The sequence below is a fragment of the Furfurilactobacillus cerevisiae genome (assembly GCF_048961765.1).
GTDB classification, from domain to species: Bacteria; Bacillota; Bacilli; order Lactobacillales; family Lactobacillaceae; genus Furfurilactobacillus; species Furfurilactobacillus milii_A.
On record NZ_CP185253.1, the window covers coordinates 2,190,494 to 2,209,517 of the forward strand.

Annotated in this window: 33 protein-coding genes, 1 tRNA gene and 1 pseudogene; 8 read left to right on the plus strand and 27 right to left on the minus strand. The window is 41.3% G+C overall.

Annotation, left to right across the window (positions count from 1 at the left end):
* Positions 1-9 precede the first annotated feature (9 nt).
* From ABUE36_RS10805 to ABUE36_RS10905, 21 genes and pseudogenes are all read right to left on the minus strand, one after another.
* A complete protein-coding gene (locus tag ABUE36_RS10805; RefSeq protein WP_178942791.1) occupies positions 10-300 on the minus strand; it encodes a hypothetical protein in 291 nt (96 codons plus the stop codon).
* Between the two features lie 268 nt (positions 301-568).
* Positions 569-703, minus strand: a tRNA-Ile gene (locus ABUE36_RS10810).
* 210 nt (positions 704-913) lie between these two features.
* On the minus strand, positions 914-1,333 hold the full coding sequence (locus ABUE36_RS10815) for an ArpU family phage packaging/lysis transcriptional regulator (protein ID WP_421016711.1): 420 nt from the start codon (positions 1,331-1,333) through the stop codon (positions 914-916).
* Between the two features lie 238 nt (positions 1,334-1,571).
* Positions 1,572-1,841 (minus strand): hypothetical protein, encoded by a 270-nt coding sequence (locus ABUE36_RS10820; protein WP_421016712.1) that lies wholly within the window; start codon positions 1,839-1,841, stop codon positions 1,572-1,574.
* Positions 1,838-2,329 (minus strand): DUF1064 domain-containing protein, encoded by a 492-nt coding sequence (locus ABUE36_RS10825; protein ID WP_421016713.1) that lies wholly within the window; start codon positions 2,327-2,329, stop codon positions 1,838-1,840. The genes ABUE36_RS10820 and ABUE36_RS10825 overlap by 4 nt, the downstream gene beginning before the upstream one ends.
* A gap of 82 nt (positions 2,330-2,411) precedes the next feature.
* Entirely contained in the window at positions 2,412-2,690 is a 279-nt protein-coding gene (locus ABUE36_RS10830) for a hypothetical protein (RefSeq protein ID WP_421016714.1), read from the minus strand.
* A 243-nt stretch (positions 2,691-2,933) separates the two neighbouring features.
* On the minus strand, positions 2,934-3,062 hold the full coding sequence (locus tag ABUE36_RS10835; protein WP_421016715.1) for an NUMOD4 domain-containing protein: 129 nt from the start codon (positions 3,060-3,062) through the stop codon (positions 2,934-2,936).
* Positions 3,016-3,519, minus strand: a complete 504-nt coding sequence (locus ABUE36_RS10840) for a DUF1642 domain-containing protein (protein WP_421016716.1) — start codon at positions 3,517-3,519, stop codon at positions 3,016-3,018. Before ABUE36_RS10840 ends, ABUE36_RS10835 begins: the two co-directional genes overlap by 47 nt.
* 15 nt (positions 3,520-3,534) lie before the next feature.
* Positions 3,535-3,606, minus strand: a pseudogene (locus tag ABUE36_RS10845) (endonuclease); the annotation flags it as partial.
* Positions 3,607-3,769: 163 nt separating this feature from the next.
* Complete coding sequence (locus ABUE36_RS10850) at positions 3,770-4,324, minus strand: HNH endonuclease (RefSeq protein WP_421016717.1); 555 nt, start codon at positions 4,322-4,324, stop codon at positions 3,770-3,772.
* Positions 4,314-4,763, minus strand: coding sequence for a YopX family protein (locus ABUE36_RS10855; protein WP_421016718.1), 450 nt, complete (start codon positions 4,761-4,763; stop codon positions 4,314-4,316). The genes ABUE36_RS10850 and ABUE36_RS10855 overlap by 11 nt, the downstream gene beginning before the upstream one ends.
* Positions 4,756-5,244, minus strand: coding sequence for a DNA N-6-adenine-methyltransferase (locus ABUE36_RS10860; RefSeq protein WP_421016719.1), 489 nt, complete (start codon positions 5,242-5,244; stop codon positions 4,756-4,758). The genes ABUE36_RS10855 and ABUE36_RS10860 overlap by 8 nt, the downstream gene beginning before the upstream one ends.
* Entirely contained in the window at positions 5,241-5,537 is a 297-nt protein-coding gene (locus ABUE36_RS10865; RefSeq protein ID WP_421016720.1) for a hypothetical protein, read from the minus strand. The genes ABUE36_RS10860 and ABUE36_RS10865 overlap by 4 nt, the downstream gene beginning before the upstream one ends.
* A gap of 84 nt (positions 5,538-5,621) precedes the next feature.
* The gene (locus ABUE36_RS10870) at positions 5,622-6,071 is read right to left on the minus strand and encodes a hypothetical protein (protein ID WP_421016721.1); all 450 of its coding nucleotides are present in this window, start codon (positions 6,069-6,071) and stop codon (positions 5,622-5,624) included.
* 2 nt (positions 6,072-6,073) lie between these two features.
* Positions 6,074-6,298: a hypothetical protein gene (locus tag ABUE36_RS10875; RefSeq protein WP_421016722.1), complete on the minus strand. Its 225-nt coding sequence runs from the start codon at positions 6,296-6,298 to the stop codon at positions 6,074-6,076.
* Between the two features lie 2 nt (positions 6,299-6,300).
* On the minus strand, positions 6,301-7,161 hold the full coding sequence (locus ABUE36_RS10880; protein ID WP_421016723.1) for an ATP-binding protein: 861 nt from the start codon (positions 7,159-7,161) through the stop codon (positions 6,301-6,303).
* A 12-nt stretch (positions 7,162-7,173) separates the two neighbouring features.
* The gene (locus tag ABUE36_RS10885) at positions 7,174-7,959 is read right to left on the minus strand and encodes a DnaD domain protein (protein WP_421016724.1); all 786 of its coding nucleotides are present in this window, start codon (positions 7,957-7,959) and stop codon (positions 7,174-7,176) included.
* Positions 7,960-7,970: 11 nt separating this feature from the next.
* A complete protein-coding gene (locus ABUE36_RS10890) occupies positions 7,971-8,777 on the minus strand; it encodes a PD-(D/E)XK nuclease-like domain-containing protein (protein ID WP_421016725.1) in 807 nt (268 codons plus the stop codon).
* Positions 8,758-9,801, minus strand: coding sequence for a recombinase RecT (locus ABUE36_RS10895; protein ID WP_421016726.1), 1,044 nt, complete (start codon positions 9,799-9,801; stop codon positions 8,758-8,760). The genes ABUE36_RS10890 and ABUE36_RS10895 overlap by 20 nt, the downstream gene beginning before the upstream one ends.
* A complete protein-coding gene (locus ABUE36_RS10900; RefSeq protein WP_421016727.1) occupies positions 9,801-10,133 on the minus strand; it encodes a hypothetical protein in 333 nt (110 codons plus the stop codon). The genes ABUE36_RS10895 and ABUE36_RS10900 overlap by 1 nt, the downstream gene beginning before the upstream one ends.
* Positions 10,126-10,356, minus strand: a complete 231-nt coding sequence (locus ABUE36_RS10905; protein WP_421016728.1) for a hypothetical protein — start codon at positions 10,354-10,356, stop codon at positions 10,126-10,128. The genes ABUE36_RS10900 and ABUE36_RS10905 overlap by 8 nt, the downstream gene beginning before the upstream one ends.
* A 191-nt stretch (positions 10,357-10,547) precedes the next feature.
* Between ABUE36_RS10905 and ABUE36_RS10910 the strand changes: the two genes are divergently transcribed.
* Positions 10,548-11,237 carry a hypothetical protein gene (locus tag ABUE36_RS10910; RefSeq protein WP_421016729.1) on the plus strand — a complete coding sequence of 230 codons (690 nt, stop codon included), beginning with the start codon at positions 10,548-10,550 and terminating at the stop codon, positions 11,235-11,237.
* On the opposite strand, the gene ABUE36_RS10915 is transcribed toward ABUE36_RS10910, so the two are convergent.
* The 4 genes from ABUE36_RS10915 to ABUE36_RS10930 are packed head-to-tail and all read right to left on the minus strand — an operon-like array spanning position 11,234 to position 12,700.
* A complete protein-coding gene (locus tag ABUE36_RS10915) occupies positions 11,234-11,419 on the minus strand; it encodes a hypothetical protein (RefSeq protein ID WP_421016730.1) in 186 nt (61 codons plus the stop codon). The two genes, ABUE36_RS10910 and ABUE36_RS10915, sit on opposite strands and share 4 nt — an antisense overlap.
* 36 nt (positions 11,420-11,455) lie before the next feature.
* Positions 11,456-11,629, minus strand: a complete 174-nt coding sequence (locus ABUE36_RS10920; RefSeq protein ID WP_421016731.1) for a hypothetical protein — start codon at positions 11,627-11,629, stop codon at positions 11,456-11,458.
* Between the two features lies 1 nt (position 11,630).
* The gene (locus ABUE36_RS10925) at positions 11,631-11,918 is read right to left on the minus strand and encodes a hypothetical protein (RefSeq protein ID WP_421016732.1); all 288 of its coding nucleotides are present in this window, start codon (positions 11,916-11,918) and stop codon (positions 11,631-11,633) included.
* 41 nt (positions 11,919-11,959) lie between these two features.
* Positions 11,960-12,700: a BRO family protein gene (locus ABUE36_RS10930; RefSeq protein ID WP_421016733.1), complete on the minus strand. Its 741-nt coding sequence runs from the start codon at positions 12,698-12,700 to the stop codon at positions 11,960-11,962.
* A 440-nt stretch (positions 12,701-13,140) separates the two neighbouring features.
* Between ABUE36_RS10930 and ABUE36_RS10935 the strand changes: the two genes are divergently transcribed.
* Genes ABUE36_RS10935 through ABUE36_RS10950 form a run of 4 tightly spaced genes read left to right on the plus strand, consistent with a single transcriptional unit; the run spans position 13,141 to position 15,202 of the window.
* A complete protein-coding gene (locus ABUE36_RS10935; protein ID WP_186337554.1) occupies positions 13,141-13,476 on the plus strand; it encodes a helix-turn-helix domain-containing protein in 336 nt (111 codons plus the stop codon).
* 9 nt (positions 13,477-13,485) lie between these two features.
* Positions 13,486-13,764, plus strand: coding sequence for a hypothetical protein (locus tag ABUE36_RS10940; RefSeq protein WP_161000790.1), 279 nt, complete (start codon positions 13,486-13,488; stop codon positions 13,762-13,764).
* A 57-nt stretch (positions 13,765-13,821) separates the two neighbouring features.
* Positions 13,822-14,532 carry an SHOCT domain-containing protein gene (locus ABUE36_RS10945; RefSeq protein ID WP_421016734.1) on the plus strand — a complete coding sequence of 237 codons (711 nt, stop codon included), beginning with the start codon at positions 13,822-13,824 and terminating at the stop codon, positions 14,530-14,532.
* A 22-nt stretch (positions 14,533-14,554) separates the two neighbouring features.
* Positions 14,555-15,202 carry a hypothetical protein gene (locus ABUE36_RS10950; protein WP_421016735.1) on the plus strand — a complete coding sequence of 216 codons (648 nt, stop codon included), beginning with the start codon at positions 14,555-14,557 and terminating at the stop codon, positions 15,200-15,202.
* 463 nt (positions 15,203-15,665) lie between these two features.
* On the opposite strand, the gene ABUE36_RS10955 is transcribed toward ABUE36_RS10950, so the two are convergent.
* Positions 15,666-15,860 (minus strand): hypothetical protein, encoded by a 195-nt coding sequence (locus tag ABUE36_RS10955; protein ID WP_287707293.1) that lies wholly within the window; start codon positions 15,858-15,860, stop codon positions 15,666-15,668.
* A 266-nt stretch (positions 15,861-16,126) separates the two neighbouring features.
* Between ABUE36_RS10955 and ABUE36_RS10960 the strand changes: the two genes are divergently transcribed.
* Positions 16,127-17,278: a tyrosine-type recombinase/integrase gene (locus tag ABUE36_RS10960; RefSeq protein ID WP_421016736.1), complete on the plus strand. Its 1,152-nt coding sequence runs from the start codon at positions 16,127-16,129 to the stop codon at positions 17,276-17,278.
* A gap of 594 nt (positions 17,279-17,872) precedes the next feature.
* Here the strand turns inward: ABUE36_RS10960 and ABUE36_RS10965 are convergent.
* Positions 17,873-18,154: a helix-turn-helix domain-containing protein gene (locus ABUE36_RS10965; RefSeq protein WP_161001636.1), complete on the minus strand. Its 282-nt coding sequence runs from the start codon at positions 18,152-18,154 to the stop codon at positions 17,873-17,875.
* A gap of 160 nt (positions 18,155-18,314) precedes the next feature.
* Between ABUE36_RS10965 and ABUE36_RS10970 the strand changes: the two genes are divergently transcribed.
* Together ABUE36_RS10970 and ABUE36_RS10975 are read left to right on the plus strand one after the other, a co-directional pair.
* Positions 18,315-18,536, plus strand: coding sequence for a helix-turn-helix domain-containing protein (locus tag ABUE36_RS10970; RefSeq protein WP_161001635.1), 222 nt, complete (start codon positions 18,315-18,317; stop codon positions 18,534-18,536).
* Between the two features lie 30 nt (positions 18,537-18,566).
* Positions 18,567-19,007, plus strand: a complete 441-nt coding sequence (locus tag ABUE36_RS10975) for a zinc-ribbon domain-containing protein (protein ID WP_161001634.1) — start codon at positions 18,567-18,569, stop codon at positions 19,005-19,007.
* Positions 19,008-19,024 lie beyond the last annotated feature (17 nt).

Here is a 19,024-nt window from a genome sequence, read left to right on the forward strand (position 1 = left end):
TGATTAACATCATTTGATTAGCTTGTTGTCCTTAATAACTTGATACATCACATTGCCTAACGGGTTCACAAGACTTTCACTGTTGTAATCCTCGTTACCAACCTCATACAACATTGCATGAACAAGCTCATGTATTAATGTTTGCTGCGTTCGTTGTACATCCATGCCTTTACGCAACCAAATTGTGTCGTTAGGAAAGTCAGTCATGCCAAGCAACGATTCATCATTTTCAATCAGTCTGCTTTGCAATTTAACTTTGTACTTAACTCCTAGAACGTTTACGTTCTTTGGTAATTGCATTGTCAGTCCTCCATGTTCTCGTTTTGCTTGCACTAGAAAAACGCCGCCCATTTGGACGACGCACATTGTGCTTCTTATGTTTCAACCAACGCTCAAGATCACCATCAATCTTGGCCTCTTCGCGGGTTATGTATCCGTACTTAGTCTGTTTCATCACTGCCCCAAAATAAAAACCGCTCTGTGAGTGAGCGGTCGTCAATGTTAACAACAAAAATTAAGAGAGGAGTACCTCTCACCTCTTTTCATTGTTTTGTTTGGCATTTGCCAACGGGAACAAGTGGACTCGAACCACCGACCTCATGATTATCATTCATGCGCTCTACCGGCTATCCCAATAGATTTGCTTTGCTAGCTGATTAGGCTAGTTTCGCATCTCGTAGATAACACACTGAGCTATGCCCCCTAATGAGTTATCATTTCAAACAGGTTTCACCATTTAATCGGAATAGATACTCCCTGCTCTACTTTGATAATCTCAATGCCGTGTGGCGGATTCGAACCACCTAATTCAAGCTCCCCAGCCACGGCACTTATTACTTAGTTATTTGATGTTACCAATATAACACCTGAAACCAATCTGTGATTACGACAGTATGCCAACAACCTTCCGATTTTATGCCAATGTTTTTAGCTGTTCGTAAATCTCGCCTTGTTTGTATCCTTCTGCGAATCTGAGCAACGCTCGTCGTTTGTAGAAAGCATACCGTGAAGATTGATAACCAAGGTGAGCCATCACTTCCACATCAGAATACTCGGCAGGATCAACATACAAATCGAATAACACTTGCTTACTCTTATTGTCGCAAAGCTGAATCGCCAATAGAATGTCCCTCAGCTCATTCTCTGCATCTAACCTCTTAGCCATTCGCTCTTCTACATGATTGCTGTACGATGGCGACTTAGGCTGTGCATCGAATACTGGTGACTTTAGTTCTGACATTCGTTTACCTGCTGCACGCATCAGCTTGCCACACTTACTTAGTTCGTGCTTTGAAGCCTCAATCACCGCATCCTCATTCACATTCCCCGCCATCCTTTGCTATAATGAGTTGTCGAGCAAATAGTTTGGAATGGCCGTGTCCTTGGGGATGCGGCTTTTTGTGTGCCTAGTTGGCAGATTGACCAAGACTTATATTAAGCTGATCTTGATACTGTTGTCCTTTAATTCTTGTGCCATGTCTATACGCTCCTGTCGTGCCCTTTAAGGGCTTCTATTTTCACTTGGTGTATTTACTTACATAATGATTTAAACCTTGTCAAACACGTTCTAATTAGCTCGTATGCCACATTGAGTCGCTCATCGTCAATTCATGGATCACTTGATTCTTTTCGGCCGTGCTTAATTCGTTAATTGCTGAAACGAGATAATACTGTTCATCGTTTGTGTGTCCTGCACTCATTCTCATAAACTTATTGCTGGCCCACATGATTGTTCGCCATATATCGTTATCGTGATCCTTCAAACCACCGGCCAGAAAATCAAAGTAGGCCTTGCGACAACGTTCATGCTCGATTGGCGTTAATACCTTTCTACTAGTCAATAGTTGGTCGCCTCCATCCAGTTATAAAATACGTCATTTCTGATGATTGGCTTTGGTGTCTTAGCCTTGCCAGTTAGATTAAGTTGCTTTGTCACACCGATACATGCGGCTTTGAAGTCGTGTTTACGAACCACTACTGCTTCAACTGGTACGCCTGTGTGCATAGCGAATAATCGGAAAGTAATGCGATTGCCATTATCAATGCCATATATTCCAAATGAGTTTTTAACGTCATAGACGTGCAGGATATGCATAAAATCGTCATAGATAATAAAGTCTGGTGTGTAACGAATGCTATTAATTGTGGCTCCTTGTTGCACAACTTTTTTCTTAGCCAGTACGAATTTAGGGTGGACAGATACATGTTTAGGGTCAACCTGTTTGAGAATGAAACGCTCGTAGAAATCTAGCTCCTTTTGGCTATCAAACTTCTGTCCCCATTTTTCAATCTTGGTGCCACGTTTGTTCAGCGCTGTTGGTGAGTTCATGATTTCGGCCCGCCTCCGTTTTTGTAATCAGATATAACCATGATAGCAAGCACTAATACGATTAACATTTTATTTATATCGTTCATTCGTCTTCTTCCATCTCACCGTAATAGTCTGAATGGTAGTTACCCATAACCTGTTTAAAATCGTCAACATGCTTCGAATATAGAAATTCCACAATAACTGCTGCCTCAGTAATACCATAATGGTTGTTGACAGCGACTACCGAACCAGTGTGAAGCTCGTGCCGATCTTTAACGTTACTGGGCAAGGAGTATAGAAATTTGTGGTCGCCTAGCCCCCGTGCTATCCGTCCGTACTCTTTTTTGAAGAATCGGACTTTTACTGCGTTGGTTTCCATAAGTTGATCTCCCTTCCGCTACTTTGATAACGTGACCACGTCTGTGATTGCTGTTGCCAGCTCGCTTATAGCGTCTAATCTCTGCGTCCGTTCCTTGGACTAAAAAGTTACCAACTCTTGCTTGTCGTAAACTGTAAGCGTGGTAACGCTCCAGCCACATACGGTTAATCATCCGTTTTCTTTTGTGCTGCATGTGATTTCCTCCTTACATCATGCCGCCAAGAATGGCACCAACTAAGATGATTACAACAATCCAGAATAAGCAACCGTGCTTTTTCTTGACACCTCATACCAGCCTTCAAATCCAACTACTGGTCTCCATTCCTCAGTCATCGCTATCACACCAGACTTTCTCGCAGTCCTGCAGGCCATAATACTCTATTTCAGTCTCGGTGAACTGCTGGGCGCGTATCATGTAGCCTTTGTTGAATAACCACGACGCCCATGTCAGTGTCCCCTCTTGTTCCTTCGTCCAATAGTATTTATCGTCACCACACCATTTTTTCGGCACCTTCACATTGTATTTCTTTTCCTTTGCCACGGTGTAGCCGTTTACGTAAGCTTTCATCAACAGTTCTTCGTCATCAGATTTGCTAGAAATATAGCAAGCCGGAAGCTTATCGTTATGCGCCTTTTCAATGATTTTTGCTTGTTCCTTGGTTAGCACTACCTTTTCAGGTTCCTCAATCAAAGTGACAACGTGGCCACCATACTTATCAGCCACTAGTTTAGCCTGGTCTTTACTATTTGTGGTCGAGCTAAACACGCTGCTTAGTTCCCGGTATTTCCCTTCATCGTTCTTTACCGCGTACAGTTTTTCTTCACTCATTTTTCTTCCTCCAGTTTATTTAGCACTGACTGACTTCACAGCCTGATCTGAATAGTCCCTGATGCTCTGTGCGTCTTTGATTGCCTGCTGCTTAGCATCAACCTCATAAATTACTAGTGCAAATAGCATTGGAACACCATCACCACCACGTGTTGGGTGGAACTTAATATCAACAATGTTTTTGCCTTTTATAAATTCGTTTATTTCTCTTTCAAAATCGTCACTTGTACAAGATTCATTCCAAATATATTTAACTTTCATGTTTATCCTCCAACAATTCCGGATTTTCTTGTATTCTTCGTTTAATGGTGCTCCAATCACATTCATAGTAATGCGAAATCCAGTTAATACTTTTACCATCTTTTAAAAATTCTTCTAATTCATCCAAAGGGACGTTAACTGTACGACGAATTCTCATACCTTTCCGCTGATGATTGGCTTTTACAGTCGTTTCTATTTGCTTATCTGTTGTTATATGGCCTTTCATATGATGGCTATTGTGTGCTCCTGCAATCATAATTGCTAAATTATCAATCGAATCATTCATCTTATTTCCATCAAGATGGTGAATGCAGAATCCTCTAGGAATATTATTAAGTACTTCATATTCCATCAATAGCCTATGAACATGGATTTTTACTCCATCTATTGTTACTGCGGCATAGTTTCCGTACTTATAAATGTGCTTAACAGATGTCATAGGCTTTTTAGATTTCCACAAAGAGGCCTCTGTTAAAAGAAATTCATCAACTTCACAATTACAATCGTTAATCCATTTTATTTTTCTTTGAATTTTAACTGTCAATCAAATCACCATCCGTATGTACGTTCCCAATAACTTCAAATTGTTTACCCCAAGAGTCATACAGGCAAGGTTCAATTAAATGCGGACCCACTGGCCTTAAAAACACACCTGGTCTCTTAAACAAATCTTCCGAAGTGATTTCATTAACAGTTGGCTCCATTACTAATTCACTCATATCGGGCCATGCTTTTACAATATCCCCAATATAGATATCCTTTCCGTTCACGTCTGTCAATCCGGTAAACTGTTCGACTGTCTTAGGGTCTACCGAAACCCACCAAGACTGCCAAAGTCCGTCCTCACTTGCTTCTAATACATCGCCATTAATTACTGCGCCATCGCCATACTTGACATAGTCCCCGTAGACAAATGTTCCATCAAAGTCAACTTCATCAATTCCGCTGGCATCTTCCAGCGGAATACCTCTAAACTTAATCATCGCCGCCATCTCCTTTGTAAATAACTAGTGCTGACGGAAACGGTGCCGGATTCCCTGCAACCCCATTCACTTCAAACTTTAGCCTTCCACGAATAAATTCAATATCTGCTTTGTTAAATATAAAGTCATGCCAATAACTTGTATCAGTCCTTGACGGGATTAGAAGAACAATGTTCCCGTCATGGTTTAATGAACTTTCATAAGCCTTTTTAACCCATTTGCGTAGGTCTCTGCCATATGGCGGGTTCAAAAAAAGATTGCCCTTGATATTAGCCCAATTTGTTGACAACGAATCTTGCTCTGGACTAATGAAATTAACACATTTGCTGTTGTCGGTGCGCGCAGTTTCTTTTACGATTTCTGCTTCTGTCAAATTCTCGTCTCCTAAACGGTCTAACTCGTCAAACAAGTGATCGTTCAGCGTACTTAAATTGTGATCAGCAGCCTGTACATCATTCGGTAATTTTTGTTTATTGTTCATTTCTCGTCACCATCCTCAACAGGTCGATACGTCCGCTCAAATACACTTTTTTCAATCGGCCAATGTTCACCATCAATACCGGTTGCAATGTAATCACCAATTCCAAAATACATTTGGCCTTCCAAAGTACTAATGCTGTAGTTGAAAATTATCTGAAATTGATGATCAACAGGTAAGTGCTGGTCACCACCTATAAAATCAACAAGTTCATCATTGATTGAAAACTTTTTAATCATTTCTTTTGAACCATCAAATCGTTCAGCTTCAATCGGCGTCACTCTTACATACTTCATTTTCCCTCCTCATCCGGTGCGTACTCGGCAATGGATTCTAAACCGGTCGAAATCGACCAGTTTAGAACACGAACACGCTGCAAACTAACTATTTTCATGTGCTGTCGCCTTCTCATTCCTATAATCATCAATCCGATATTCTATCCAGTTACGTAAATGAGCCATCTGACCGTGAGACAGGTTAATATCTGCACGCTTCCATCTGTGAAGACTTAACGTTGCATAGTTATCGTGCTCGCTGCTAACCATTTCTGCCTGATCGCTAATGATAAAACTGTCGGTAGCATCGCCTGCCAGCCATCTTTTTATCCACCCAGATAGCTGTAGCAGGTCGTCATGCCCAATTTGTGCCTCACCAAAATGCCAATGACTCTCTATATCAAATCGAGTTCTGCCATGTGAGTCTCGTTTTCCACGCAGACTTTCGATTGGGTTTCCACGTCTATTAAAGTAATGACGGATTTTTAACTGACCCTTTTTGTTGAAATGCATTTCAGTATTAACCGGCCAATTTTTGATTCGTAATTGCCGCATAGTCAACTGTCCTTTCGTTGAATCCGCATCGTGAAACTATCAAACGTGCTGTCGCTGGTTGCCTGTACTTCGTGAGTGAAAACAGCATCTTGTAGGTAGCCGAACTCGTAAGTAATCAGGTTCATGAACAGCTCTAGTGCAATCGTTTCCCTTTCAGGATTAACTCCGCTTTCTTGTACGATTCGAAAGAAACGGCTTATCTCCTTGTCAAACTGCGTCGTGGTCATTGCTACACTTCCAATCCGGTTTGTGTTGGTTGGTTACGGTGATCTTCGACGTTATCAAACGTCACAACGTTGTCTGGATTTCTTGTCATCAATCGGCTTACAATCTTACCGTCATATACCTGTGTCTGCTTATCACCATTCAAATTAGTTGTGATAATGGTCGTCATGCCAATACGTGCCTCGGCAATTCTGAACAACCATTTTTGCGTGTAATCACTTGCAACCTTTTCTCGTTTACTGTTGTCAAACACTGACTCCGATCCAAGGTCGTCCAATACAAGAACATCGACCATTGCACAACGTTTCTCTAAGTTGTTGACCTTGTCTTGTTCAGTCTGGTCATTAGACTTCACAGCGCGTAGTTCCCAGCTGCTCATTTTTGCCACAGAAACGAACATGCAACTCAAACGTGGATTAGCGTTCTCATGAATGTAGTTAAGTATTGAGACCGCCAGATACGTTTTTCCACGACCAGGCAATCCAGTTAACATTGCATTGAACTTTTCGTGCTTAGTGCCAATTCGGTAGGCAATCCCCATAGCCTTTGCGTAGGCAATTCTTTCCGGCGTCCCTTTTGCGGGTTTGTGTTCGTCAAATGTATGATCAAGAACACCGTGCTCAGAATAGACAGACCCTTTTAGCAAGAAGTCACGCTTTTTGTTTTTAAGCCACTCATTGGTCGCCCACAAATCAGCTTTCAACTGACGCTTGTCCCACCAGTCTTGGTATTCCTTGCTATCCTTATCCATCATTGTCATGGCTAAGTCATCAGTGGGCATGTCGATGCCTTTTTCTTTCAAAATACTGGCTGCGTTGTCAACGTCGAAGTTGTCACCTATGCCTTTAAAATCATCTTTTCTCATATTCCTTTCCCCCTAGTACGGAAGGTTATGCGATGGGTCTTTTGGCTTTACAGGCGGCTGACTATTAGGCTTCCAGCGTGCATCGTGAGCCTTGTTATAGGCTTCTAAATCCTTAATGGTAAGAACGTGATGATCTAACCAATCATGTAGAGTTGTGGCCGCATACTTCCATCTACGAGAATTACTATTGAGTGCAGCCTTCATCCCCTCAATGACCATTTGACCAGGTTCTGAAGAACCAGCATTAGCAAAGTCATTAAGTTCTGCATTCATATTTTCAATTTGAAACGCTGTTATTTGTCCGAAACCGTTCTGCTCAAAGAAATCAAAAACACGTTTTCTATCATCATCTATCTCTTTATCCTTACCTAACCTAACCTTACCTAACCTAACCTGGGTTGCCATGTGGTTGCCAGATGGTTGACCATCAATTGATCTATCCGTTAAATCCCCGTCAGAAAGGGAATATACTCCCTTTTCATCAGCAATCAGTTGCTCTTGTTCTGCCTTAAACAATGTTTTCTGATAACGATCCTTTCGAATATAGTTATGCAATCGCCAGTCCCTTATAACAGTTACCCCAGAATCAAACGGGATGATGAACTGCTTGGCTATTAACAATTTCAAATCATCGTCGCTTGACCCAAGCATTCTCATAATGCTTTTAGTATTACCAATGAACCCGTCATCATCTGCGTGCATATTGAGATGAAAGTACAGAACTTGCGAAGTAGCGGGCATATCCAGAAAAGGGTCAGAGTCCGTAATTACTTTGTTAAACATTCTTCGTTGCGCCATTTAACGTCCTCCTACTCTGCTAGAATCTCGCCAACATCGATCGCTGACGTAATTGTCTTGTGCTCACGGCAATACTCACAGTGTCCGCAAGCCGTTGGTGCAACTTCACCGTTCATGACCTGTTCAATGTGGTCGATGTGCTCTTTGATCCAAAACTCTTCTGGTTCTAACCAGACTGAACTTGGATTGATAAGTTCAACATCGCTTGGTGTTTGCTTACTAACCGCCCAGATGAAACATTTGAACGGCTTGCCATACTTCTGTTCCAGCAGTTGGCTGTAAACCCACATTTGCGGTAAATAGTCACGTGCTCTAACAAAGTCAACCATGCCACGGTACTTGTCTGACCATGAACGTTTGCGAATGTCGTCAACCGTCTTATAGTCCATGAAGAAGCCTTGCTCAACGTTCAGTGCATCAATCTTGCCTTTCCAGTTGTAGCCAAACAGCTTGCCAGTCATAATGACCTCATGCTTACAGGTGCTGTCCATGTTGGTGAACAATTGCTCATCACAGAGGCGGTCAATCATCTGCTCGCCAACTTTGAAGTTAGCTTTTAGGTGACCTTTGCTAGCGCCACGAGTGCTGATAATTTCTGGGTGTGCATCAATGAATGCTTGATGGGCTTCCTTGCTCTCAAAGAACGAATGAACGAAGTTACCAACCAGCAGTGCGTCTTTGTTCGACTGTTCGTAGTCACCTTTTAGCAGTGCTAGTTCAGCGGCTTCACACGACATCATCTGTTTGAATACTGACGGTGACATGTACTGAAAGTCCGTGTCATGGTCGTAATAGTTTTTATGATTGAGGGTTATCATGCTGGTTGAAGATGTCGCCTTGGTGGACGTCTGGTTCTTCGTCTTCATGGTCGATGACAACGTTGTGTCCGTCTTCGTCAACTGTGTCAGCCCCCTTTGATGATTGGCTCTGTTCAAAGCCGTTGATAATATCCTCAGCGGTTGATGACGGCTTAGCAGCCTTGCTAGTCACTGCCGATTCAGCACTTAGGCTGGATGACTTTTCAGCCGACGTCGCTGTGCTTGCTGGTTGTGATGATTGACTAACCGTCGATGATTGTTGTGACTGAGTGCTTGATTGAAAGTTATTCAGCAAGTCCTGTGTATCCTTAGATTCGGCTGCTGGTGTAACATCCTTACGGTTATCGTTATCGTATTCATCAGAAGTCGTGTCATTGACTGCCTGAACAAACAAGTCGCTGTCGTCACTCGTATTGATGAACAACTTAGCCGCTCGGTTAATCACCGTCCGCTTAGCCATTTCGTCTGGATACTCTTTTTGCACTTTTGTAGTTCGTGCATGAGACCATGAGACATCAATCTGCTTCTTTGTCATGATGGTGAATGACTTTGTACCGTCGTCCTTTTCAATGACACAGACGGCGTGTGTGATAGGTTTATCGAGGTCATCAACGTGCACTTGCCACTTTGTAACTACGAGTTGGTCACCATCAGCACCAACTTCAAAATCGTTACCTTGACGAACTACATACGCCTCAATGTTCTTAACACCGTGTAGTCGCTTAACAACAGCCATTGAACCCATGTAAGAACGAGTTAACGTACACGTCTTACCGTATGGGATGAAGTAACACTGGTTCTTTGCTGGTGAAAGGCCTTGAATTGCCATATCCAGCAAAGCTTTTGCCACTGTGCCTCGATCACATTTCTGTAAGATTGACTGACCAGCTGACGAATCATCCAGAATCAACCATGCGGCATTTAACGCATTACCAACTGAGTAGTTTTGTGGCAACGACAAGCCTTGGTGCTGCTGCATTTCAATAATTTGATTACTTACTTGTGTGACTAATTCGTTTGCCATTAAGCCGCATCCCCTTCATTTGCCACAGTCGCACCAATTGATTCCAAAATTGTGTTGCTGTCTACGTAGTTATCAGACGTTAACCAGTCGAACACATCAGCAGCCGAGTTATCCTCGATAAGCGTGCTAACTAAGTCAATGATGTTGTCGTGTTCAACGGTCAACGTGTATAGCCACTTATCGACATCTTCGTCAGCAATCAAATCACCGTGATACATCCAAACCTTCTGATACGTGTACGTCATATCTCCTTTATAATCAGTGCCAAACTCAACACGGTTATCGACTGGATCACCAACCATGTGGTTCTGTAAGTCACGTGCATTAGTCATGCTTTTTACCTCCCAATATTTTTTGCTTATATAAACCGAGTTGCTTCTTACTAGCATTGATAGTTGCTAGTGCGGTTGCTGAGCTACCAGTCATCAATCCGCCTTCACGTTGCATCTGAATCAGTGGCTCACGTTGATGTTTAAGAATGGTGAATACATCGTCTAGCACACCTTTTTCAATCTGATGAAGCTGCTCAACAGTCAATCCTGATGTGGATGCCATTTGCGTTCCCTGCCTTTCTGATAGATAATGTTGTCGAATAATTTATTTCTAAGCGGTCGATTGGAGTGCCAGCTCCAATCGGCCTTTTTGTGTGGCTGCATAGTCTGTAAACCTGCTAGTGCTAACTTTTCGTTGATGGTGTCGCCTTCCTTCGTGTGAGATAATAACGATAAATATTTGGAGGCATCATAATGGAACTAATAACTACTCGTGCAGAAACCGGCTACTCAACTCCGGCAAGTGTTGAAATTCAAATCCCTAAATTTTGTCCTCGGTGCGGAGCTGGTAATAACCCCACTAATCTCAGGCAAACTATGCAAGCATTTTCAGACGGAAATGTTTATTATTTTTCTCATCAATGCCCTTTGTGTAAGCAATTCCATTTCACAATCCAGCAAGGCAGTTCAGAACAATCAACAAAACTTCATCTTTTGACCGTTTATCCCAATACTTCTAGTCAAAAATTTTCTGAACAAATCGAATCCTTTTCTCCACGATTTGTTTCGGTTTTTAATCAAGCGTATCGTTCCGAGCAACGAGGTGATTTAACCATAGCTGGTATCGGATATAGAGCCGCAATGGAAATACTAGTCAAGGACTATGCTTTTAAACACCCTATTAGCGAAGATACCGAAGACACGAAGCAAAAGGTAGCCCATCGTAACCTTTACAGAACCTTGGATAAATACTTCAAGGATGATGATGTTTTAAAGGCCGGTGACGTCGTTAGAGACCGTGGTGACGATTACGCTCACTGGGATCATCCAGACGATTTTGATGAAAAATACGAGCTGGAACTTATGAAACGTTATTTGAGTTTTGTAGTTGAAAAAATCGATACAAAATTATGGATTGAAAACGCCCCATACAAGCGCAATTAGTCTCCGTACTCAAAAACCTTTTTGCCATCCATGTCGTAGTAGTGATGAATGTATCTAACTAAGTTGCCCATAGAACCATCACCTTTGCGTGTTACTATATGAATCATTTTGACAACTTCGACTTTGTCGGGATCGTTTTCTTGTATTTTTGCCATTACTTCTTCCTTACTTGGATGCTCCATATTTTTCCCTCCCCGTCAGCCATTAGGCTGGCTTTTTTATTTGTCCTGAAACTCTTGTAAATCGTGTTTCAACGTTTGTATCGGATGAAGCCTCTTCCAGTGGTCAAACATCGTGCGACGATTGATTTGTACATAACGTGTGCCGTAGCCAGCCAGATAAATTGCAGCTGACCACAAGATGAATCCTGTTAACTCGTATGTGACTGTCATACTAGTTACCTCGTTTCATGTAGACATCGTGGTACCACTGTGACCACTCAGGATTGAGCCAGTGATATCCGTTAGCCTCTTTCTTGAATAGGCGTAATTGAATAACTTCTGGATCCGTCGTGAACTTCTTCAAGAACGTGGCACTATCTGAATAATTTGTGACTTCCATTGCTTGTTTGGTGCTGATGCAAGCACGAAGATATGGAATGCGTTGCTTAAAGACCGCTATTTCTTTAGCAACACCAATCTTCACTTTTGCATCAATAATTGAATCTACTGAATCTGTCATAATCATCACTGCCTTAATATTTGTTGCTGACTAAGTTCAAGTTAGGCACCTTGCTCCAGCAATAATTTAAAAGTTGCACGCCCTTTTGGTGTGATGAGAGTCTGAATGAACGTCTTGTCTGTCCATTCACTTACTGATTCACGATATTCAAACAAGTCATGGTCGTACTTTGCGTAGTGCTTTAGCTGCTTGTTGCGTCCGTTGTTTCGATACACGTATTTGTGTTCAAGTAACCAGTTGATGAATGCCTTCTGACCAATGTGTAATTCCTTGGCAGTATCTCGAAAGTTAGTTAACAGGTTTCGTTCAACCAAGTCGTCGAAGTAGTCAACTTTCGGCTGCATCAACCGCTTTTCTTCATTCAACTGCTGAACCTCTGCTTGCGATTCTTTGTACCGTGTCAGAACCTCAATCATCGTGTCAGGGTTGCTCAGCAATTGCTCAACCTTTGCTGGTTCCATGTACATCCCCTGCTCACGAATGGTGGGAAGAACCATGCTAGTCACCCAATGCTTGAACCGCTTGGCTGACGGAAGCTTGCTACCGAACACTAAGGAGTAGACACCAGACTCATTAATAACAATCATTTTCTGGATTCCACCAGGGGTGTCCATTTCGTTCACCCCTTTATCCTCGACATCAACGTGATCTCGAATTGCCTTTAAGGGATTTGAATATCCCAAGACTTCTGCTACATCCTTGCCAACAAAAACGGCCTCGTCCTTTATTAAAGAAGTTCGAATGTCTGAACCTTCAAACACGAAATTCATTAATTCGTTCATTTTGATTTCTCCTTTCTTGCCTCATCCAGAATAAAACTCGATGTAACCCCTAAATAACTCGCGACATCCTGTAAGCTGTCAGCTGCAGGCATGTGATGATCCCACGTACTAAGACGACCATTTGACAGTTCGAGGTCTTGCTCTATTTTTCGAATACTCGTATTTTTTTCACCCGCAAGCCTTCGAACTACCGTGTATACAGACATGCACTTCACCTCCATAAAATTTATTCGAAGAAAAATATAGATGTCTATTGACGATTCACCGAACATATTCTATTATTAACACATAACAAATAAGCCTTTAAACGGCTGTTCTATCGGCTTCCGTTAATTAATAGATGTCTATATTTTCTATATGCTCCCTCAAGCACAAGGTAATAATAGCACCGATAATTTTCGGAGTCAATGGAAAAACACAAAATATTTTCGGAGGCTCACATGAACACTTTGTATCAACGCATTAAAGGCCTTGCAGATATACATCACATAAGTCTTGCCCAGGTCGAACGAGATTTGAATTTTTCAAATGGAATAATATCAACTTGGAAGACTGGTAAGGCGAGTTCCGATAAAGTTACTGCTATTGCAAAATACTTTGATGTATCTACAGACTACCTATTAGGAATGGACGACAAGCAGAGCAAAGATATAGATGCGATGACCAACAATCAAAAACTCATAGCCTACTCGATTGATCCAGACGTTTCTAATGAAGAGCGGGATGCCATTATCGAAATGGTTAAACAGGCCATGAAATTTCGCAAACGACTGTAAGGTGATTTTATGAACGATCTTGAACGTATTGAAGATATGTATCCAGACTTAAGATTTTGGGGTGTTGAAGTTAATAACCCTGCATATCACGGTCATATCGAGGGAAAAGACGTATACATAAATGTACTGCAAAACGATCTTGACTGGCTAAAAACTGCTCTTCATGAGGCCTCACATTATGAAAACGATACTGGTGACCTTAGTAACGTCCGGTACATGGCAACACTTCGTGCCGAAAAATGGGCTATGTTTGAGGCCCAAGAAAAATACAAAACAATGTTCAAATAACACTCTGTCCAAATACTGAAGACGCTAAAAGCTGACATCATTCTAGGGGAAAATAATATGATTACACTGCTATTATTAATTTTTGTTGGTTGGTTAATTGCTCAAGGAATATATACACACAAACGCCATAAAAAAGTTCGTGATGAAATGCCCGAAGGATCAAGCTTCAAAGATATTAAGGTCGATTTATCAGACATAAGAAAAATCAATGCGCCACAGTCTCTACAATCAATCGTTGTTACGCCAAATAAAACAGTCTACTTTAGTGGGAACCCTGATAAAAAACGTTATCTGATGACTGGAATTGAATTTCAGGCTCAATTTAATTCACAAATATCCGGTAAAGGCGGCTCGGCATTTTTAGGTGGTGCACTGTTAGGAGCAACTGGCGCCATGATTGGGGCAAGTGGTAAGAAAAAGGTAACCACAACAGAAAAAGACTCAACAGCTCTACTCCATCTTGTTGAAACCGACTCTAAAAAAGAAATTGTCATTGCAGTTAATAAAGTCAACAGTTCTTCAGCTAATGAACTCAAGAAAAACTACCTAGCTACTGACTATGATGTTCAACAGTTTTTTAGCAAAACGGAAAATGATGATTCGAAAGCTATAGAACCAGCTGCAACTAGCCAAAAAAATAATAATGGTGTAGACGTGCCACCTTTGGACGCCACTGATAAAATTTCTAAATACAAATCACTGCTCGATTCTGGTGCAATTACGCAAGAAGAATTTGATGCAAAGAAGAAACAACTTCTAAATTTGTAATCAACAATATCTGGGGGATATCATGAAGAAATCAATTACATTAGGGATAACAGTGTTAAGTGCACTACTACTAACGGCCTGTGGTAATAGCAGTTCTAAAAGTTCAAGTAGCAGTTCAAACTCTAAAACACGAGTTACCAAGTCTGAAAAGCAAAAGAAAGCTAAGCAAGAATCGATTGCTAAGGCCAATTCAGAATCAATTTCAGAAAGCAAAGATAAAGCTAGTAAGGAGGCTGAGTCTAACTCTAAGGCAGCCGCTCAATCGCAGAGCAATGCCGAATCTAGTTCTGTTGCTGCAGCCCAATCATCTACTCAAACAGAAGCTAGTTCAACTGCGGCCTCACAAGCTTCAAGCACGGCTACAGCCAAACCACAAACTCAGCAATCACAGACAACTGCACAGCAACCTAGTCAGCAACTAACACAGAGTCAAATCAATATGCAAAAGGGTGTTGATCCTAAAGGAAACCCGTTATTGCCTGGGCAGGATCATGCAGCAGGCGACGATGTTTATGGTAACTCTGATTCATGGGTTAAAGGCCAAGATGAAGAAGAAATTCAAGACGGCTACTTAAACCCAGATGGAACTGAGACGCAAAAAGGCAAAGACGCTGATAGCGAAGTCGAAGCAAACGCTGACACTGATGATGACACAGACTTTGGTTACTAAGTTGGGAGATAAATAGCATGTTGCTTTTATTAGCAATCATCTTTTGCTGGGCCACTTATAAATTCTTTACTAAATGGGTCTGGATTCTAATACCAATTGTTTTAGTGGCCTCTGGTGGCTCATGGCTCATTCATCACCCGTCTGCAGTCGTGCTAGTCGTTGCTATTATTGCTGGTATCTATGACTTGATCTACAGACACTACCACAATGGACAAGACCCGTTCTTAAAGCAGACCAAATAAAAAGCACACCCTTTCGGATGTGCAACACAGACCCGTAGCTTAGTTGGTTAGAGCGCTCAACTTATAATTGAGAGATGGTTGTTCGTGGTCAGAAGATGACAGATATTGTGTACTAGTCAGATGGGATGACTTTAAAGACAATCCAAACAACTACATTGATCAAGCCTTTGACAAGAGATCAGAGCCAATTGCCAATCAAGTAACGGTTTTTCCAAAATAAATCAGTCTTGAATTAACTGATATGTTTCTTCAAAGATATCTTTTCGCACGGGCCACTGCTCGCCTTTGTTTCCAGTAATAATCCAATCACCGATATTAGCATGCATGGTTCCTTCTAGAGTTTTTATATCCATTGGTTTGGTTGTTTGGTAAGCATCAACGACGATTGGACGTTTAACGGCTTTATAACGAACCATAGTGCACCTCCTACTTCTTCAATCATTACAGGCGATTATACACCGAGCACAATAAAAGCACACCCTCATCCCCGACCAAAGTTTTGAGAGTGTGCTGACTATGAAAGACTCAATGAGTCTTATTTTGGTGGAGCGCTTATGTCTCCGCGATGTTTTTATTATATCACTGAAAGGAGTGATGCCGAAAGTACCAACCTACCCTAACCGCTATTAGGGTAACTGAATCTGCCAAAGTACCACTGTCTTCACAAAGGAGACAGAGAATTATGTCAAAACCAAAAAAATTAAAGAATGGTCGTTGGCGAGTTGTCGCTCGCTATAAGGACATTGTAACAGGAGAATGGACCAGTAAAACAAAAACATTTGATACGTCCACTAATGCTCGTGCATGGCAGGCTGATATACTGGCCAACGCTAACATCGGCAAATCTTCTCAGAGCATTACCCTTGGTAAATACATCCCCCATTGGATTGACTTGTATAAACGTCCATTCGTTGAACAGAAAACTATCAACCGAATTAGTGTTGATATGAAACACGCTTTAAAGTTTTTCACGCCATACAAACACATGGACGAAATCACTAAAGGAAACTATCAGTTGTGGCTCAACACAGAAGCTAATAACTACTCCCATCAAACGGTGCGATCCATGCACAATTCTTTTAAAGCTATGATGAACACAGCTGTTGATGAAGGCGTCATTTTCAAGAATCCTTGTATCGGTGCCAAGTTTGCTGGCGTTGAAGAAGTTCAGTCAGCAATACACCCTAAGCAAAAGGTCTTAACGCTTGATGAATTCAAACGACTACTGACTGCCGTTGAACAGTCTGATGACTGTGCCTCAAAGTATCTGTGCTTGCTGCAAGCCTTTACTGGAGTACGTATTGGTGAAGCTTTAGGCCTTGAATGGTCAAAGATAGATTTTAAACATCACACAATCTTGATAGATGGACAGTATGACTATTCACTAACACGAAAAAGAATTCATCTAAAAGACCACACAAAGCCGCGCACAATCATTGTAGAACCTCTGCTGGTTAATTACCTTAGTTACTACCGAAAATGGCAACAGCGGCAGTTTGTGGGTCGTAAAGTAGTGAATTTCAGCCCGTACTCTTACCTCTTCACAGATATTCAAGGTACTAACACACCTATCAACCCAACATCAGTCAATAAGTTTCTTGAACGTAAGTGTAAGGATATCGGCATCACACGTATCACCTCACATGGTTGGCGACGCACACAAGCCACTTTAATGACACTTGCACAGATTGATCCTAAGTTCATTGCAAACTATCTAGGGCACTCTGTGGATACGTTACAAAGATACTATGTAATTGAAACTGATGACCTGATTAAGCAAGGCCAACAGATGAGAACTAACTTCATGGAAAACCAAGTTCTCGGCAACGACTAAGCGTAGCTCGTTGCTAACTCGTTGCTTTTTCAAAATAAGGCGGCTGTAAAGCACTGGTATCAATGAGTTTAAGACGTGTACGGAAGCACCCCAAGCGCATTTTAAAATTACTTGAATACTGTTAGAGGTGCTAAAAGTAGTGCCGTGCGCCTTTGTTTCATCGTTTTAATATGTCAAACGATTTAATTTCATCAAAACTCTTAACACATTACTTAATACTTTTGAGAGGCCCGTTGAATAGACCGCTACCCGTTGATCACGGATAGCGGTCTTATTTTGTTTTCGAGTATTTAATCACCTTGATAGTTTCTCCTGCTATCCTCAAAAAGCATCTGGAACAGCAAATGCTTAAGACACTCTATCATCACTTTTAAACATCAAACCATTTCGATTCCTAATAACGGTAGCCAAGGTTGTGTCATTATGTCTAGCAGAGTGACTACGCAAATTCTATAAAAGTATCTCTAGCATCAAAAAAATACTGGTCGTTCCCTGCTATCAGTATTTGCTTTGATGATTCACGCATTTCAAAGTTTCGGTAAGGAATCGTTTTATTACTTTTAGACAATTGATTGCCTTGTCACTCACAAATATTTACTTTCGTTGGTGTTGAAATGGTATTCTTTCGGAACGCTCTTTTAAAACCTTCATTTCCTCTTTTGCAATATTGTTTAAATCAAGTTGCAAAAAATCGCACAACGCGAACAAAAGTGGAATTGCCATTTGACCAGATGTAACTGGCTTACTTGCATGCTCATACCTTGAAATCATTCCTGAAGAATTTGGAATTCCATAAATTTTTAAAATATTTTCTGATAGTTCCATTTGTGTCAAATTTTTGTCAATCCGTGCACGCTTAATAGCGTCTCCAAGCATACTGTCATCTCCTCCACAATAAAAAGCATTTATTATAGAGTGTTGCACAGCCGCTACACCCCTAGCAACCGCAAACTAAAAGTAGTTGAAGGGGTACAATTTTCGAATTATAATTCAGAAGTGAATATTTCTAACTTACAAAAGGATTAGGTGATTCATATTGAGAGTTGAAAGCAATCAAGTTTCAAAAAAAGAAACAACAGAAAAATTGCGAAATTATTTAAAAAAGCATGGGATCACGCAATTAGACGTAGGTCTGAGCATTAACATGCATCGCACAACTGTTAATCGAAGGTTGCACGGTCAAGGCTCCTTCACCGTTGAAGAAGCTGAACAAATACACCAACAATTTAAAGTACCATTGAAGCTTTTCTTCCCATAATTGGTTTTGTTATCTATTGGAGATATAATCATGAAATTTTGCCCTCAATGCGGCACCCAAAATAACAGTAGTGCTCAATTTTGTATAAATTGTGGCTTTCATTTTGACATCAGTGAATCTGAAACTCCTGATTCCGCCACGATTGCATCAACAACATCATTTAACACTTCTGAAGGACATTACGAACCGTCACCTACTTCGAAAATTGAACAAGAGCATGGTCAAACGAATGTTAGTCCTCAAGAGAATCTAAAAGGTCGCAACTTTGGCGTCACAGTAGCTATCATTATCGGTGGTTTTAGTGGTGCCTTTTATGCAAGTGGTTGGAGGGTTATGGCGACCGCCTTCAACATATTGGGTGGTGTAGTCATTACCGAACTCAATGGGTCAAACCTAAACAGGCGCAGTATCTTTCAAATTTTTCTCATGGGTATAACAGCCAGTGTAGTTACATTTATGTCTATTTTCTAAGTGTTAGATAAAATTTT

Bases quoted from the DNA above. Each gene is read 5' to 3' on its own strand.
- ABUE36_RS10805 (WP_178942791.1), bottom strand. From the start codon at position 300: ATGCAATTACCAAAGAACGTAAACGTTCTAGGAGTTAAGTACAAAGTT.
- ABUE36_RS10815 (WP_421016711.1), bottom strand. From the start codon at position 1,333: ATGGCGGGGAATGTGAATGAGGATGCGGTGATTGAGGCTTCAAAGCAC.
- ABUE36_RS10825 (WP_421016713.1), bottom strand. From the start codon at position 2,329: ATGAACTCACCAACAGCGCTGAACAAACGTGGCACCAAGATTGAAAAA.
- ABUE36_RS10830 (WP_421016714.1), bottom strand. From the start codon at position 2,690: ATGGAAACCAACGCAGTAAAAGTCCGATTCTTCAAAAAAGAGTACGGA.
- ABUE36_RS10835 (WP_421016715.1), bottom strand. From the start codon at position 3,062: ATGGCCTGCAGGACTGCGAGAAAGTCTGGTGTGATAGCGATGACTGAG.
- ABUE36_RS10840 (WP_421016716.1), bottom strand. From the start codon at position 3,519: ATGAGTGAAGAAAAACTGTACGCGGTAAAGAACGATGAAGGGAAATAC.
- ABUE36_RS10855 (WP_421016718.1), bottom strand. From the start codon at position 4,763: ATGATTAAGTTTAGAGGTATTCCGCTGGAAGATGCCAGCGGAATTGAT.
- ABUE36_RS10860 (WP_421016719.1), bottom strand. From the start codon at position 5,244: ATGAACAATAAACAAAAATTACCGAATGATGTACAGGCTGCTGATCAC.
- ABUE36_RS10865 (WP_421016720.1), bottom strand. From the start codon at position 5,537: ATGAAGTATGTAAGAGTGACGCCGATTGAAGCTGAACGATTTGATGGT.
- ABUE36_RS10870 (WP_421016721.1), bottom strand. From the start codon at position 6,071: ATGCGGCAATTACGAATCAAAAATTGGCCGGTTAATACTGAAATGCAT.
- ABUE36_RS10875 (WP_421016722.1), bottom strand. From the start codon at position 6,298: ATGACCACGACGCAGTTTGACAAGGAGATAAGCCGTTTCTTTCGAATC.
- ABUE36_RS10880 (WP_421016723.1), bottom strand. From the start codon at position 7,161: ATGAGAAAAGATGATTTTAAAGGCATAGGTGACAACTTCGACGTTGAC.
- ABUE36_RS10885 (WP_421016724.1), bottom strand. From the start codon at position 7,959: ATGGCGCAACGAAGAATGTTTAACAAAGTAATTACGGACTCTGACCCT.
- ABUE36_RS10890 (WP_421016725.1), bottom strand. From the start codon at position 8,777: ATGATAACCCTCAATCATAAAAACTATTACGACCATGACACGGACTTT.
- ABUE36_RS10895 (WP_421016726.1), bottom strand. From the start codon at position 9,801: ATGGCAAACGAATTAGTCACACAAGTAAGTAATCAAATTATTGAAATG.
- ABUE36_RS10900 (WP_421016727.1), bottom strand. From the start codon at position 10,133: ATGACTAATGCACGTGACTTACAGAACCACATGGTTGGTGATCCAGTC.
- ABUE36_RS10905 (WP_421016728.1), bottom strand. From the start codon at position 10,356: ATGGCATCCACATCAGGATTGACTGTTGAGCAGCTTCATCAGATTGAA.
- ABUE36_RS10910 (WP_421016729.1), top strand. From the start codon at position 10,548: ATGGAACTAATAACTACTCGTGCAGAAACCGGCTACTCAACTCCGGCA.
- ABUE36_RS10915 (WP_421016730.1), bottom strand. From the start codon at position 11,419: ATGGAGCATCCAAGTAAGGAAGAAGTAATGGCAAAAATACAAGAAAAC.
- ABUE36_RS10920 (WP_421016731.1), bottom strand. From the start codon at position 11,629: ATGACAGTCACATACGAGTTAACAGGATTCATCTTGTGGTCAGCTGCA.
- ABUE36_RS10925 (WP_421016732.1), bottom strand. From the start codon at position 11,918: ATGACAGATTCAGTAGATTCAATTATTGATGCAAAAGTGAAGATTGGT.
- ABUE36_RS10930 (WP_421016733.1), bottom strand. From the start codon at position 12,700: ATGAACGAATTAATGAATTTCGTGTTTGAAGGTTCAGACATTCGAACT.
- ABUE36_RS10935 (WP_186337554.1), top strand. From the start codon at position 13,141: ATGAACACTTTGTATCAACGCATTAAAGGCCTTGCAGATATACATCAC.
- ABUE36_RS10940 (WP_161000790.1), top strand. From the start codon at position 13,486: ATGAACGATCTTGAACGTATTGAAGATATGTATCCAGACTTAAGATTT.
- ABUE36_RS10945 (WP_421016734.1), top strand. From the start codon at position 13,822: ATGATTACACTGCTATTATTAATTTTTGTTGGTTGGTTAATTGCTCAA.
- ABUE36_RS10950 (WP_421016735.1), top strand. From the start codon at position 14,555: ATGAAGAAATCAATTACATTAGGGATAACAGTGTTAAGTGCACTACTA.
- ABUE36_RS10955 (WP_287707293.1), bottom strand. From the start codon at position 15,860: ATGGTTCGTTATAAAGCCGTTAAACGTCCAATCGTCGTTGATGCTTAC.
- ABUE36_RS10960 (WP_421016736.1), top strand. From the start codon at position 16,127: ATGTCAAAACCAAAAAAATTAAAGAATGGTCGTTGGCGAGTTGTCGCT.
- ABUE36_RS10965 (WP_161001636.1), bottom strand. From the start codon at position 18,154: ATGCTTGGAGACGCTATTAAGCGTGCACGGATTGACAAAAATTTGACA.
- ABUE36_RS10975 (WP_161001634.1), top strand. From the start codon at position 18,567: ATGAAATTTTGCCCTCAATGCGGCACCCAAAATAACAGTAGTGCTCAA.